This window comes from Arthrobacter sp. StoSoilB19, from assembly GCF_019977275.1.
GTDB lineage: Bacteria > Actinomycetota > Actinomycetes > Actinomycetales > Micrococcaceae > Arthrobacter.
Window position 1 is genome coordinate 3,556,219 of the sequence record NZ_AP024650.1, and the last position, 13,333, is coordinate 3,569,551.

Consider the following 13,333-nt stretch of genomic DNA (forward strand, 5'->3'; position numbering starts at 1 on the left):
GAAACGATACAATAGCTGCATTCGGATCAATGGGCAAGCGTTTTCCAGGCCCTCAGGCAAGCGTTTTCCAAGAAAGCGTTTCCTTACTGTAAGGCAGCACCTCAGTCGACAAAGGAGTCCCATGACACAGCAGGAAAGCACCCGCCCGTCCAAAGTTTGGAGCAACGTCGGGGGCATCGCATTCGGGGGCGACTACAACCCCGAGCAATGGCCCGCGGGTGTCCGGCTGGAGGATCTGGAACTCATGCAGGAAGCGGGCGTGAATTTCCTCAGCGTCGGCATCTTCTCCTGGGCCCTGCTGGAACCCGCGGAAGGGCACTACGAGTTCGGCTGGCTGGACGAAGTCATGGACAACCTCGCCGGGGTCGGCGTTAAAGTGGCCCTGGCCACCGCCACCGCCGCGCCTCCCGCCTGGCTGGTCCGCAAACACCCGGAAATCCTGCCGGTAACGGCTGACGGGACCGTGCTGGGACCAGGCTCACGGCGGCACTACACGCCGTCGTCGGCCGTGTACCGCCGCTACGCCGCCGGGATCACGCGCGCACTCGCCGAACGGTACAAGAATCACCCCGCGCTGGCGCTGTGGCACGTTGACAACGAACTGGGCTGCCACGTCTCGGAGTTCTACGGGGAAGAGGACGCAGCCGCCTTCCGCGCCTGGCTCGAACGCCGGTACGGGAGCATCGATGCCTTGAACGCCTCCTGGGGCACGGCATTCTGGTCCCAGAACTACAGCTCCTTCGACGAAATCCTGCCGCCCGCCGTCGCCCCGTCCACCCTGAACCCGGGCCAGCAACTGGACTTCCAGCGGTTCAACTCGTGGGCGCTGATGGACTACTACCGGGAGCTGGTGGCCGTCCTTCGCGAGGTGACCCCGGACATCCCCTGCACCACCAACCTGATGGCCTCAAGTGCCACCAAATCCATGGACTACTTCAGCTGGGCCAAAGACCTGGACGTCATCGCCAACGACCACTACCTTGTGGCCGCGGACCCGGAACGCCACCTGGAACTCGCGTTCAGCGCGGACCTCACCCGTGGTATCTCGGGGGGCGACCCGTGGATCCTGATGGAGCATTCGACGTCGGCCGTTAACTGGCAGCCGCGCAACCAGCCCAAGATGCCCGGCGAGATGCTGCGCAATTCACTGTCGCACGTGGCACGCGGGGCCGACGCCGTGATGTTCTTCCAGTGGCGGCAGAGCTATGTGGGCTCCGAGAAATTCCATTCAGCGATGGTCCCGCACGGCGGACGGGACACGCGGGTGTGGCGTGAGGTGGTGGAGCTCGGCGCGGCACTGAAACGCCTCGAACCCGTGCGCGGTTCGCGGGTCCAGTCGCGTACCGCCATTGTGTTCGACTACGAGGCCTGGTGGGCCACTGAGATCGACTCCAAGCCGAGCATCGATGTGAAGTACCTGGACCTGCTGCGGGCGTTCCACCGGTCGTTGGTCCTGCGCGGAGTCTCCGTGGACCTGGTGCATCCGTCAACGTCACTGCAAGGCTACGACCTGGTGCTGGTGTGCACGCTGTACGCCGCGTCCGATGAGTCCGCTGACAATGTCGCCGCTGCGGCCGACTCCGGCGCAACGGTGCTGGTCAGCTACTTCAGCGGGATCGTGGACATGCAGGACCATGTGCGGCTGGGCGGCTATCCGGGCGCCTTCCGTGAGCTCCTGGGCGTAAGGGTGGAGGAGTTCCATCCGCTGCTGGCCGGGGCGCAGCTGAAGCTGGGCGACGGCACTGTGTCATCCGTCTGGAGCGAACACCTGCACCTTGCCGGCGCCGAGGCCATCCAGACCTTCACCGAATACCCGCTGGAGGGCGTCCCTTCCCTCACCCGCCGGCCCGTGGGTTCCGGGGCTGCCTGGTACTTGGCCACGTTCCCCGATGCCGACGGGATTGAGGCCCTGGTTGACAAACTGCTGGCCGAATCAGGCGTATCCCCCGTTGCCACTGCCGATCCCGGAGTGGAAGTGGTGCGACGCCGGTCCGCCGACGGGCGCAGCTTCCTCTTCGCGATCAACCACACGCGGGCGGATGCCGCCGTCACAGCCGCCGGTGTGGACCTGCTGACCGGTGAGCAGTTTCCGGGTACAGTTCCTGCCGGCGGCGTCGCAGTGGTGGCTGAAAGCCAGGCGCAGCAAGCCGGCAGCCGTACAACTGCGCTTTAAACAACTCCGCCCCGGAAAGGAACCATCGGTTCCCGCCGGGGCGGAGCTGCCACCCGCCGTCGGACATCTGGGTGGGGAGGCACCCACCCATGTTGTCCGGAGCCGTGTTGGCGGTGTGGAGTCCTACTTGCTGATGGCCGACTTCATCTCGTCGGTGGCCTTCTTGCCGGCATCATCCGGGGACAAGCGCTCGAAGAGGACCTCAGAGGTGTAACGCTTGATGATCTCCTGGATGGCACCGGCTCCCTTCGGCGGCGGCGCCGGCGCCTCGCCGAGCTCGTCTTTGATCTGGTCGATGAACTTGACCACCTTGACATCGGCCGGGGTGAGTTTCGGCTGGATCGCGGCCCGCACGTCGGAGTTGGGGTAGACACCCCGGTCAGCGAGGAGGGCCTCGCCGGCTTTGACATTGTTGGTCAGGAAGTTGATGAACTTGGCCGTTTCCTGCGGGTGCTTGGTGCGCGAGGAAGCTGACCAGAACTGCGACGCTTTGTACCAGAGGCCTGCATCAGCGGCAGAGCCGGTCTTGGTGGGGAACCGCAGGATCTTCAGGTCCCCGCCGCTTGCCTTTTCCAGGGCCGGCGCCTGGTTGGACCACCAGAAGGCCATTCCGTTCTTGCCTGTTGCCAATCCGCTCTGGTCAAGCGGGGCAGCCTCGGCTTCCACTACCTCGGACGCGGATGGGACTGCTTTCTTCTGGCTCAGCTGCTTCAGGAATGCCCACCACTCGGCGATATCGCTCGGCTCGAAGCCCAGCTTTCCATCGGAGGTATACAGGGATTTGCCGTTCTGCCGAAGCCAGACACCCAGGGACGCCTCGTCAGTTCCATAGGCTGCAGCGCCGTAGGTCCCCTTGGGCGACTTGGCGGTGATCTCAGCGGCAATGCGGCCAAAGTCGTCCCAGGTCCACTTGCTATCGTCCGGGAGCGGAACCCCGGCAGCCTGGAAGACGGCAGGATTGGCCAGGATGGTGGCCGCGTTAATGCCGGCGGCAATCCCCGTCAGCCCCTTCTCGCCCTTGCCTGCGTTGAGTGCTGCCTCGTCCAGCTTGGACGTGTCGATGTCGTACTTGGACAGGTCAAGAAGGGCGCCGCGGCTGGAGTACTCCGTGATGTACTTCTCGTCCATCTGAATGATGTCCGGGGCATCGTTGGCTGCCACCTGCGTGGCCAACTTGTCCCAGTAGCCGCTCCAGTCCCCAAACTCCGGCTTGATCTTGATCTTGGGATTTTCGGCTTCGAATTGCTTGATGGCTTCCTGCGTCAGTTGGGCGCGTTTGTCGCCGCCCCACCAGGAGAAGCGAAGCTCAACGGTTCCGTCAGCGTTCTGGGGAGTGGCTCCCCCGCCGCAGGCGCTGAGGGCAAGGACGGCGGCGACGGCAGCGGCGACCGCACCTGCTGTACGGGTTCGGCGCAATGGGCGTGAAGGTGGTACCCCTGCCGGCTGCTTGGCAGCGGATGCAGGACGGGGAAATAGCGGCACTGTTTGACTCCGATCTTCTTTGATCCAGGTGCGGTGATGTTGGGGCTGGCCGGTGGCATAGCCGTCGAGGTTTCGAAGGCCGGCCACAGTCCGCGAAAGCGCTTTCTGTACCTAATGCTACAAGTTCATTACTTGTATTACAAGATGCGGACGAACTGCGCCCGTCCTGTGACGCACGAACGGCCCGTCGCTGGCGACGGGCCGTTCGAACAGATAGTGCAGGGTGGTAGCGCGGCGACGGGCGAGGCCTGCCGTTATTTGATTCCGGTGGTGGCGATGCCCTTGATGAGGAACCGCTGGCCGAAGAGGAAGACCAGGAAAACCGGCAGCAGGGACACGATGGACATGGCAAACAGGGAGCCCCAGCTCGTGGCCGACTGCGAATCCACGAAGGCCCGCAGGGCCACCGGAACCGTGAACATGTCCGGGTCCGTGAGGTAGATCAGGGCGCCGAAGAAGTCGTTCCAGGTCCAGATGAAGGTGAAAATGGTGGTGGTGGCCAGGGCCGGCACCATCAGCGGCAGAATCACGCGAAGGAAGATGCGCGGGTGGCCGGCTCCATCGATTCTGGCGGCCTCGTCAAGCTCCTTGGGGATGCCGCGGATGAACTGCACCATGAGGAAGACGAAGAACGCATCCGTGGCGAGCAGTTTGGGGACGATCAACGGCCAGAAGGTGTTCACCCAGCCGATCTGCGAAAACAGGATGTACTGCGGAACGATCACCACGTGGAACGGGAGCATGATGGTCAGCAGCATGATGCCGAAGAACAGCTTCTTGGCGGTGAACTGCAGGCGGGCGAACGCGTAGGCAGCCATCGAGCATGAGACCAGGTTGCCCAGGATCGATCCAATCACCACGATCGCGGAGTTGATCATGTAGTGGCCGAACGGATGGGTCAGGGCCGACCATCCGGACGTGTAGTTGCTCATTTCCAGGCTGTTCAGCCACAGGCCCGGTTCACGGAAGATCATCTCGTTCGGGCGCAGCGAGGACACCACCATCCACAGCAGCGGGTAGATCATCAGCGTGCCGGCGAGGATCAGAATGCCGTGCTTCATCAGCGATTTGCTGCGCTGGGCACGGCTGAAGGCCAGGGTTCCCCGGGACTCGCGGACCCTGGGCTTGCGGTTCGTAGGCTTGCCGGCGCCCCCGGACTTCTTCTCCGGGGTGGGCAGCGTCTCAAGCTTAGTCGTCATAGAAAACCCAATACTTAGAAGCGATGAAGTTGATGGCAGTGAAAACGCCGATGATAAGCAGCAGCACCCACGCCATGGCTGAGGCGTAGCCCATGTCGAACTGGCCGAAGCCCTTTTGGTAGAGGTACAGGGTGAAGAACATCGTCGAGTCGGAAGGTCCGCCGTTGCCGCCGGAGACGATGAACGCCTGGGTGAAGGACTGGAACGAACCGATGATCTGCAGCACCAGGTTGAAGAAGATAATCGGGCTCAGCATCGGCATGGTGATCCGCCAGAACTGCTGCAGCGTGGTGGCACCATCCACCCTGGCCGCCTCATAGTACATATTTGGGATCTGTCGCAGCCCCGCGAGGAAGATGATCATGGGAGCGCCAAAGGTCCAGACGTGCAGCAGGATGATGGATCCCAGGGCGGTGCTGGGATCCGAGATCCAGCCGGGACCCTGGATCCCGAACATGGCCAGCACCTGGTTGACCAAGCCCGTGGTACCGAAAATCTGCTTCCACAGGATGGCGACGGCCACCGAACCGCCCAGCAACGACGGAAGGTAGAACACCGAGCGGTAGAACGGAAGGCCGCGGAGCCCCTTATCCAGGACGAGCGCGATCAGCAGTGCAACAGCCAGCTGCAGTGGAACACCCACCAGGACGTACGTGAACGTAACCCGCAACGAGTTGTGCAGCCGGGCATCGCTGAGCATCCTGGTGAAGTTGTCCAGCCCCGTCCATTCAGGCGGCTGCAGCAGGTTGTAGTCCGTAAAGGACAGGTAGAGGGACATCAACATGGGGCCGATGGTGATGGCCACCAGGCCCACCAGCCACGGGAGCAGGAAGATGTAGGCGGCCTTGTTGTCCCGCCTGTTGGCCTTCTTCTCCTCAGCGGTGGCTTTGCCCTTCCGCCGGCTCAGCGAAGACAGTTCGCTGATGGCGCTCACGGTTGCTGCTCCGTCACGGACAGCAGGCACGCTGCCGCCGGCAACTGGGCCGGACGGCGCGTCCTGGGAATATGTTTTGCGGCCATGTGGTCTCCTTCGGTCATCGTGGCCTCCACGTTTCGGTCATCGCCAGGCGATGGGGGATCGGGACTCCCTTTGCGGGCCCGCTGCATGCCCGCCAGGGCTGGAGCGGTTCCGCCCGCCGGGAGCGTCGTTTTAGAAAGCGGCTCCGTACCAAAGTAAACGGTTTCTTGACTCCTGTACAGCCCTTTGTTAGTTTTTGAGAAAACGTTTTCTGTTACATGTGGCAGGGGGACGTGACTACCAAATATGAGGGGACAACAATGAGGTTTGGTCTCAGGAAATCGGTAATGGGAATCACCGGCGCCGCCGCCGCACTGGCTATGGTTCTTACCGGCTGCGGCAACAGCCCGCAGGCCGGGAAAGTAGGGACTGCGGAGGATCCCGTCACGATCCGGTTCGCATGGTGGGGCAACGACTCCAGGGCAAAGACCACCATGGAGGTCATCAAAGCCTTCGAAGCCGCCAACCCCACCATCAAGGTCCAGGGCGAGAACACCGAATTCAGTTCCTACTGGGACAAGATGGCCACCCAGATCGCCGGCGGAACCACCCCGGACGTGATCGCCATGAGCGGCGCCTACCCCAGCGAATACTCCAGCCGCGGCGTCCTCCTGGACCTCGACAAGGTCAAGGACCAGATCGACACCTCGAAGTTCGCCGACGGGACCGTTGACTTGGGCAAGATCAACGGAAAGCAGTACACCATTACGGCGGGCGTCAACTCCATGTCCATGGTCCTGGACCCCAAGGTCTTCGAGGCCGCCGGGGTGCCGCTGCCGGACGACGAAACCTGGACCTGGGACGACTACGCGCGGATCGCCGCGGAAATCACCAAAAAGTCGCCCGCCGGCACCTTCGGCACGACCCCCATGGCCAACGACTCCTTCCTTGCCGTCTGGGCGCGCCAGAATGGCCAGGAGCTCTACACGGACGACGGCAAGAAAATGGGCATCAGCGAGGACACGCTCGCCAAGTGGTTTGAGCTCAACAAGAAGCTGATGGAAACCGGAGGCGCCCCCTCCGCGTCCCAGACCGTTGAGGACGGTTCCGCGCAGCCGGAACTGACGCTGATGGGACAGGGGAAACAAGGCATGAAGATTTCCTGGAGCAACCAGATGACGTCCTACTCGGGTGCACCCCTGGTCATGGCCAAGCTGCCGGGTGAGAGCAAACAGCCTGGCGCCTGGCTGCGGTCCTCGATGGAATACGCCATCTCGTCCAAGTCCGCGCAGCCCAAGGAAGCGGCCCTTTTCATCAACTACCTGGTCAACAACATGGATGCAGCGTCCAAGATCAAGAGCGACCGGGGCATGCCTGCCAACACCGAGCTGAAGGCGGGCATCACTCCCCTGCTCAAGGAAACACAGCAGAAGGAGGCAGCGTACCTGGACCGCATCGCCGCCCTGAAGGTCGAGGCCCCCAAGCCGTTCCCGGCAGGATCATCCGCAACCCTGGAAGTTTTGAACCGTTACAACACGGATGTACTCTTCGGGAAGATCTCCCCAAGGGACGCAGCCAAGGGCATGATCTCCGAGGTTAATCAGAACCTCGCGTGAACCGGACCGACCGCGCTGTAATAGCAGAATCACCGCCGAAAGGAGGCAGGCTGGATGACCCCGACAGCACGCCCCAGTGCCATTGCCGGCTATGAAGACTGGCCTGCCTACGTCCGGAACCATCCACGGCATCAGGCCTCCGCCCCTCCTGCGCAGGAGTTCTCGGACGCCTTGGGTGTTCCCGGCGCATGCGCACCTTCCGGACCAACCGTGCACTGGGAGGAAACGCACGACGGCGCCACCACCTCCCAGCTCAGCTGGCAGTTGGGCTTCGGCCCACGGACCACGGGCTGGCTGGTCCGGCCGGCCGGAAGCTCCGGGCCCCTGCCGGGGGTCCTGGCGCTGCACTGCCACGGCGGCAACAAGTTCGGCGGCGCCGACCGGCTGGTGGAACTGCCGGACAACCATCCGTCGGCGGCGGCAGCCCGCGCCGGCCACTACGACGGCCACGCCCTGGCCACCGACACCGCTCGCCGCGGCTTCGCTGTGCTGGCCCATGACTCTTTCGCCTGGGGCAGCCGCAAATTCGACCTTTCTGCTCCCCCCTGGCGCACTTCCGCCGCACTGGACGCGCGGCGGGCACAATGGCGGGAGGACGGCGTCGTACCTTCCGACGCGGACGATTACAACGCTGCTGCGGGCTTTCACGAGGACACGGTGGCCAAGGCCGCAGGGCTGCTCGGCAGCAGCCTGGCAGGCATGGTGGCACACGACGACCTCGCCGCGCTGGACATCCTGGCGTCCCTGCCGGACGTCGACCAGGACAGGCTGGGCTGCATCGGATTCTCCGGCGGCGGCGGCCGTTCCCTGGCCCTGGCAGTCCTTAGTCCGCGTATCCGGGCCGCCGTGGTGTCCTGCATGATGACCACCTTCGAGTCCCTGCTCCCGGCCTACCTGGACGCCCATTCGTGGCTGCTGCAGACTCCCGGGCTGTGGAAGCTGGGCGACTGGCCCGAACTCACCGCCCGCGCAGGAGCCGCCCGGTTCCTGGTGCAGTACGCCCTGGCCGACGATCTCTTTCCGGAAGACGGAATGCGCCAGGCGCACCGGATACTGGAATCCCTGTACGGGGGCACCGACAGGTACACGGGCAGCTTTTGGCCCGGCGGGCACGTCTTCACCGCGCCCATGCAGGACGAAGCCCTTGAGTTCCTGGCCAAGACGCTGGCCTTCTGACCCTCTTCCACAACCTCCCCAAGGACCCACGTGACCACACAGCATTCGGCGGAATCCACACACCGGCAGCCCCCGTCCACAGACCTCCCCAGGGTGGCCCTGGTGGGCGTGCACGGCTTCGGCGAGCGGCACCTTGCCAACCTGGCCCGCCTTGAACAGGCAGGCGCCCTTGAACTGGTGGCCGTCGCCGATCCCAACCCGCCGCAGCCCGGCAGCCTGGCCGGTTCGGTGGCTGTGTACCCGGACATGGACGGGCTGCTGGCCGCCCAGCCGGGCGTCGACGTCGTCATCATTGCCACCCCCATCCAGACCCATGCTCCCCTGGCCCTCGCCGCCCTGTCAGCGGGCAAGGACGTGTATGTGGAAAAGCCGCCGGTAGCATCCCTCGCCCAGTTCCAGGACGTGCTGGCAGCCGCCGGGAAAGCGGGCCGCCTGGTCCAGGTAGGCTTCCAGAGCCTGGGATCGCACGCCCTGCCCGCCATCAGGGACCTGGTGGCCGCCGGGGACATCGGCACCGTCCTGGGCATCAGCGCCACCGGCCAGTGGCTCCGGACCACGGCATACTTCAAGCGCTCGCGCTGGGCCGGGAAGCGCAGCCTCGACGGCGTGGACGTGGTGGACGGCGTGGCCACCAATGCCCTGGCACACGCAGTGGCCACCGCCCTGCATCTGGCCGGGGCACCCACCCTGGCGGACATTGCCTCCGTGGAAACGGACCTGTACCGGGCCAACCAGACCGAAAGCGACGACACCTCCGTGCTGCGCGTCCGCACTTCCCAGGGAACCACGCTGCTGTGCGCCCTCACGCTCTGCGCCCCGGAACAGCTGGACCCCACCGTGACCGTGCACGGAACCCTGGGTGAAATCACCCTTTCCTACACCAGCGATGAGGTGGTCATCACCACGCCCGACGGCGAGCGCCGGGAGACCTACGCGCGGACGGACCTGCTGGAGAACCTGCTCGAGGCCCGGGCCACGGGGGCTCCCCTGCTCTGCGCCCTTGAGGACACCGGCGCGTTCACTGCCGTCCTGGAGGCCATCCGCACCTCTCCGGCACCGGCCCCGATCGACGCCCGGTACGTCTCCTGGGAGGGCGGGGGCGACGACGCCCACCCCGTGGTCCCGGGCATCACCGACCTGATGGCCCGCGCCGTCAAGGCGCAGGCAACGTTCGCCGAACTCGGCGTCCCCTGGGCCCGCACCCTGCCGCCCGCCCGCACCCTGACCCTGGACGGGCACCCGGTGGCGGACTACCAGGACGGCAGCCACATCCGTGCAGTGTCCTCCCCCCGCCCCTACCTGCACCCGGTCCGGACACTGGCCGGAACCGTGGTGACGGACCACCAGCCGCTGGACCACGTGTGGCACCTGGGGGTTGGGGTGGCGCTGCAGGACGTGGACGGGGTGAATTTCTGGGGCGGCCGCACCTATACCCGGGAAGCCGGGCAGTACGTCTGGCGTCCTGACCATGGCAGCATCGTCCGCACCGCCACCACGGCGGTGCAGGCCGACGCCGGCGAAGGGCGTGCGGGCAAGCTCCAGGAAACCCTGGACTGGAACGGGCCCGACGGTGCCCCCATCCTGGTGGAGGAGCGCTCCTGGGCGTGGTCCGGCGTCGCGCCCTCCATCTGGCGGCTGTCCCTCGACTTCGCGCTGTCCCCCGCCGGTGACAAGCCGGTCAGCCTGGGCAGCCCGGGATCGAACGGACGCTTCGAGGGCGGTTACGGTGGCTTCTTCTGGCGCCTGCCCCCTTGCGGTGACGCCGCGGTCTGGACGCCCGCCGGTTCCGGCGAGGCGGAGACCCACGGAAGCGTCACGCCCTGGCTCGCCTGGTCAGGAAAGTTCGACGGCGGGCCCGCCACCCTGGTGTTCGTCGCACCGGAAGGGTCCACGGATCCCTGGTTTGTCCGGGTGGACGGCTACCCCGGAGTGGGCCAGTCCCTGGCATGGGACGCCCCCGTGATGGCCCGGCCGGGCAGTCCCGTGCGGCGGCGCGTCACCGTCTTTGTGGCCGACGGAATCCTGTCCACAACCGACATCGAAGATTTGACCAACCAGCAGGGGGAGCCGTCATGAGCCAAACAACAACATCAGCCGTTTCCGGGCGGGAGGCGCGGGTGGCTCCCGGGTCCAGGACGGACCGGGCCATCAAGCGCCAGCGTGTCCTGGACATTCTCGACGCCGCCGGGCATGACTCCGTGCTTCTCACCACGAACACCGCCCTGACGTGGTACCTGGACGGCAGCCGCGTCCACATCAGCCTGGCCGGCGATCCCATCGCCGCCCTGCTGGTGGACCGGGACGGCGACCACCTGGTCACGTTCAACAACGAAGCCGGCAGGATCGCGGCCGAGGAGCTTCCCGGCGGCGTCAACCTGCACACCGTGCCCTGGTACGGGAACCTGCACCAGGCCGCGGCCGCCGTCGGAAACGGCTCCCGGCCGCTGGCGGAAGCGGACGTCTCTTCGCAGCTGCGGGCCGCCCGCCAGCGGCTCCTTCCCGCTGAAAGCGCCCGCTATTCCACCCTCAGCGCGGAACTGGCCGCCATGATGACCGATGTCCTGTCTGCCGCCCGCCCCGACACCACGGAATTCGAGCTGGTTTCGGCCCTGGCGGGCCGGGTGGTGGCCGCCGGCGCGGAGCCGCTGGTCCTGCTGTGCAACGGCAGCTCCCGCACCACCTTCCGGCACCCGTTGGCCACGCACTCCCCCCTCGGCAGGCGTGCCATGGCCGTCGTGTGCGCCCGCCGCGACGGCCTGGTTGCCAACATCACCCGCTGGATCAGGTTCGACGCCGGCACCCAGGAAGAGCGCGACGCCGAGGCGCGCATCGCGGCAGTGGAAGCGGATGTTTTTGACGCCACCGTCCCGGGAGTCGGGCTGGACAGGATTTTCGCCGAGATCCAGGCATCCTACGTGCGGCACGGTTTCGGGGCGGACCAGTGGGAGCAGCACCACCAGGGTGGTCCGGCCGGCTACGCGGGCCGTGACCCGCGGGTGACATCCGAAGCCACCGACACTGTGGTGCTGGACCAGGCCTTCACTTGGAACCCTTCCGGCCCCGGCGTCAAGATCGAAGACACGGTACAGCTCACGGAATCCGGACTTCGAGTGCTCACCGTGGACCCGCGCTGGCCTGTGGCCACCGTGAATGGGCTGGACCGGCCGGTGACGCTGCAGCTGTAAGGCGCTTCTGCAGGCATCACGTAAGCCCCGGGACCTTGCGGTCCCGGGGCTTAGTTGATGGTCCTGCCGGCCCTTGGCTTACGGAAGCTGCAGTTCACCGTCCACGCGGCGCGGGATGCCCAGGGGGTTGTCCTCACGCAGTGCCGGGTGCAGCACTGCCTCCGGGGCGTCCTGGTAGGCCACCGGCCGCTGGAACCTGCGGACCGCCGTCGCGCCCACCGAGGTGAACAGTGACGTGGTGGCCGGGTACGGGCCACCGTGCTGCTGGGCCCAGTTGACGGCCACGCCCGTGGGCCAGCCTTCGAACAGGACGCGTCCTGCAAGTCCGGACAGCTGCTCCACCAGGCCTGCGATGTCCTCACCGGGCTGGGCGTGCAGGGTGCCGGTCAGGCTCCCCGGGACCTTGGCCAGGACGGCGGACAGTTCGTCCTGGCCCGTGTATTCGATGAGGATGGTGGTGGGGCCAAAGCACTCCTCCAGCAGCTGCTCCGGGCGTTCCAGCACCTTGGCGGCGGTGGTGGAGAAGACCACCGGAGCGGCGCCGTTGGCGGCCGCGTCCTGGTCCACGGTGCCGCTGACCACCTCCACGCCGTCGACTGACGCGAAGGCGCGCAACCCGTCCGGGTAGGCTTCCGCGATCCGGCTGGTGAGCATGCCCAGGGCTGGCTTGTCCTTGCTGGCCTCCGCCACGGCCCCGGCAAACTGCGTCCCCGCGGGGATGAACACCAGGCCCGGCTTGGTGCAGAACTGGCCCGCCCCAAGGGTGAAGGAGCCCGCCAGTCCGGCGGCGAGTTCCGCGGAGCGTGCCTCCAGTGCCGCCGCGGTGATGACCACGGGGTTCAGGCTCCCCAGTTCCCCGTAGAACGGGATGGGGTCGGGGCGGGAGGTGGCAAGGTCGAACAGGGCCCGGCCGCCGGGGATGGACCCGGTGAAGCCCACGGCCTTGATGGCGGGGTCCTGGACCAGGGCTGTTCCCACTTCACGGCCGTGGACCAGGGCGAACAGGCCGTCCGGTGCACCCGCGCCGCGAAGCGCCTCCGCCACGATCTCCGCCGTGCGTTCGGACAGCCGCAGGTGGCCTGAGTGTGCCTTGACGATGACCGGGCACCCGACGGCGAGGGCCGAGGCGGTGTCACCGCCTGCCACGGAGAAGGCAAACGGGAAATTGGAGGCGGAAAAGACGGCAACAGGGCCGATGGGCTTGAGGATCCTGCGGAGGTCAGGCCTGGGCGGGGTGGCAGCGGGATCCGCGTGGTCGATGATGGCTTCAAGATAGGAACCCTCAGTGATCACCCGGGCGAACAGGCGCAGCTGGCCGGTGGTGCGGGCCACCTCCCCCGTCAGCCGCGGGGCACCCAGGCTGGTCTCGGCGTCCGCGATGTCCACCAGTTCAGCAGCATTGGCGTCCAGGGCGTCAGCCACCGCGTTCAGCCAGCCGGCGCGCTCTGCGTCAGGGGCTGCGGCCGAGATCCTGGCTGCTGCTGTGGCCGCAGCGGTGAGCTCTGTCAGGGAAAGCGTTGCAGTTGTCACGTCAGGTACCTGTT

The 13,333-nt window shown here is 66.0% G+C and carries 9 protein-coding genes; 5 read left to right on the plus strand and 4 right to left on the minus strand.

Annotated elements, in window-relative coordinates:
• The first annotated feature begins 121 nt into the window (after window positions 1-121).
• On the plus strand, window positions 122-2,173 hold the full coding sequence (locus tag LDO86_RS16455; RefSeq protein WP_018768926.1) for a beta-galactosidase: 2,052 nt from the start codon (window positions 122-124) through the stop codon (window positions 2,171-2,173).
• 123 nt (window positions 2,174-2,296) lie between these two features.
• Here LDO86_RS16455 and LDO86_RS16460 read toward each other — a convergent pair whose 3' ends face one another.
• The 3 genes from LDO86_RS16460 to LDO86_RS16470 all read right to left on the minus strand — a co-directional run bounded on the left by LDO86_RS16460 (window position 2,297) and on the right by LDO86_RS16470 (window position 5,788).
• Window positions 2,297-3,655: an extracellular solute-binding protein gene (locus LDO86_RS16460; protein ID WP_026265709.1), complete on the minus strand. Its 1,359-nt coding sequence runs from the start codon at window positions 3,653-3,655 to the stop codon at window positions 2,297-2,299.
• A gap of 254 nt (window positions 3,656-3,909) precedes the next feature.
• Window positions 3,910-4,854 carry a carbohydrate ABC transporter permease gene (locus LDO86_RS16465; protein ID WP_018768928.1) on the minus strand — a complete coding sequence of 315 codons (945 nt, stop codon included), beginning with the start codon at window positions 4,852-4,854 and terminating at the stop codon, window positions 3,910-3,912.
• Window positions 4,844-5,788 (minus strand): sugar ABC transporter permease, encoded by a 945-nt coding sequence (locus LDO86_RS16470; protein ID WP_018761806.1) that lies wholly within the window; start codon window positions 5,786-5,788, stop codon window positions 4,844-4,846. The genes LDO86_RS16465 and LDO86_RS16470 overlap by 11 nt, the downstream gene beginning before the upstream one ends.
• A gap of 371 nt (window positions 5,789-6,159) precedes the next feature.
• Here LDO86_RS16470 and LDO86_RS16475 point away from each other — a divergent pair, with 371 nt between their 5' ends.
• The 4 genes from LDO86_RS16475 to LDO86_RS16490 are packed head-to-tail and all read left to right on the plus strand — an operon-like array spanning window position 6,160 to window position 11,789.
• Window positions 6,160-7,428, plus strand: coding sequence for a sugar ABC transporter substrate-binding protein (locus LDO86_RS16475; RefSeq protein WP_018768929.1), 1,269 nt, complete (start codon window positions 6,160-6,162; stop codon window positions 7,426-7,428).
• A gap of 54 nt (window positions 7,429-7,482) precedes the next feature.
• Entirely contained in the window at window positions 7,483-8,604 is a 1,122-nt protein-coding gene (locus LDO86_RS16480) for an acetylxylan esterase (RefSeq protein ID WP_018768930.1), read from the plus strand.
• A gap of 30 nt (window positions 8,605-8,634) precedes the next feature.
• The gene (locus LDO86_RS16485; protein ID WP_018768931.1) at window positions 8,635-10,680 is read left to right on the plus strand and encodes a DUF6807 family protein; all 2,046 of its coding nucleotides are present in this window, start codon (window positions 8,635-8,637) and stop codon (window positions 10,678-10,680) included.
• Complete coding sequence (locus LDO86_RS16490) at window positions 10,677-11,789, plus strand: aminopeptidase P family protein (RefSeq protein WP_026265710.1); 1,113 nt, start codon at window positions 10,677-10,679, stop codon at window positions 11,787-11,789. Before LDO86_RS16485 ends, LDO86_RS16490 begins: the two co-directional genes overlap by 4 nt.
• 78 nt (window positions 11,790-11,867) lie before the next feature.
• Here LDO86_RS16490 and LDO86_RS16495 read toward each other — a convergent pair whose 3' ends face one another.
• Window positions 11,868-13,319, minus strand: coding sequence for an aldehyde dehydrogenase (NADP(+)) (locus LDO86_RS16495; RefSeq protein WP_018768933.1), 1,452 nt, complete (start codon window positions 13,317-13,319; stop codon window positions 11,868-11,870).
• Window positions 13,320-13,333 lie beyond the last annotated feature (14 nt).

Bases quoted from the DNA above. Each gene is read 5' to 3' on its own strand.
- LDO86_RS16455 (WP_018768926.1), top strand. From the start codon at position 122: ATGACACAGCAGGAAAGCACCCGCCCGTCCAAAGTTTGGAGCAACGTC.
- LDO86_RS16465 (WP_018768928.1), bottom strand. From the start codon at position 4,854: ATGACGACTAAGCTTGAGACGCTGCCCACCCCGGAGAAGAAGTCCGGG.
- LDO86_RS16475 (WP_018768929.1), top strand. From the start codon at position 6,160: ATGGGAATCACCGGCGCCGCCGCCGCACTGGCTATGGTTCTTACCGGC.
- LDO86_RS16480 (WP_018768930.1), top strand. From the start codon at position 7,483: ATGACCCCGACAGCACGCCCCAGTGCCATTGCCGGCTATGAAGACTGG.
- LDO86_RS16490 (WP_026265710.1), top strand. From the start codon at position 10,677: ATGAGCCAAACAACAACATCAGCCGTTTCCGGGCGGGAGGCGCGGGTG.